The organism is Alcanivorax sp. HI0044 (assembly GCF_001634945.1).
Genome location: NZ_LWEZ01001922.1, coordinates 1 through 1,139 on the forward strand (window position 1 = coordinate 1; position 1,139 = coordinate 1,139).

Sequence of the window (1,139 nt, forward strand, 5' to 3'; positions counted from 1 at the left end):
AGCGTACTGCTAAGCACGGTGGCCGGCACCCGGTCCCAGCTTCCGGCTTGCCAGTATTGAAAGGCGGGTTTGAGCCCCACAAAGAACATCACCGCCAGGCCTGCCACCAGGAAAACCCCGGGAAACAGGATGGTCATGCACCCTGATGCTTTATTATCTTTCTGTGTTTCCTGTTCTGCGTTTTCTGCCGTATTCGACACCCGTGATTCCCCCAAACAACAACACTCCGGCCAGGGCACCGTACAGGTGGGCATTCACATAAACCCGCCCGTCGATCCAGCTACGGAGATACTCCACGTCATAGCCTGCCTGCTGCTCACCGACAATGCGCCCGGCAATCACCAGCAACACCAGTGAATGCAACCAGGGATTCCCCCGCCAGCCCTGAAGCAGGCAATAGACCAACAAGCCATGGAGGATACCGGACAGCCCCACATAATGCTGCAACCCGGTATCCAGAAAATACAACGCCAGGCCGGTGACCAATCCACAAAACAGCAGCCAGCTCCAGAAACGGACCCGATCAAGCAGATCCGTGAAAAAATAGCCGCACAGCACCAGACCCGCCAAATTGAGCAGCATGTGCCAGTGGTTGAGATGCACCAGATGGCAGGTAAAAAGTCGCCACACCTGCCCTTGCTCAATCGCTGCCCGATCAAACGCCAGCCAAGGGTTCACCCAGGCATGCGCCAGCCCCAACGCCACCATGGTGGCGACCACCAGGGCAAAGTGCGGGCGGAGTTTGTTGTCTCTGGGTTGCATGTAGTTGCCTGTCAGGTGTGAAAGGGGATTATGGGAAGGGTGAGTTGAAAGTTCAAAGTTGAAAGTTAAAACACGAGGGACGCTAGTGCCACCCGAAGGACTGATATAGCCGCGCTTCCTGTTTTAGATTGATATTACGCTCAGTAGAGCGTCAGCGGCGCGGCTCCGGAGTTTTTCGATTGCCTCCGGCTGCTGTCCGCGTTTCAACTTTAAACTTTGAACTTTCAACTCGCCCCCAAAAAAGAAAACCCCGCACTAGGCGTAATGCCGTTCACTTAAGAGGAGCGGCATTACGATCGACGGGATAGCGGGTCTTGGAGATTTTGACCGTTCTCGGCCTGGAAGGTCGGGAACGGTCCTCCAACAACAGGTTACCG

1 protein-coding gene is annotated in these 1,139 nt (G+C 55.4%); it reads right to left on the reverse strand.

Translation table 11 applies throughout. The annotated features are described in order from the left end of the window. Positions 1–153: 153 nt before the first annotated feature. Positions 154–762: a rhombosortase gene (gene rrtA / locus A3730_RS28600; protein ID WP_063519585.1), complete on the reverse strand. Its 609-nt coding sequence runs from the start codon at positions 760–762 to the stop codon at positions 154–156. Between the last annotated feature and the right edge of the window lie 377 nt (positions 763–1,139).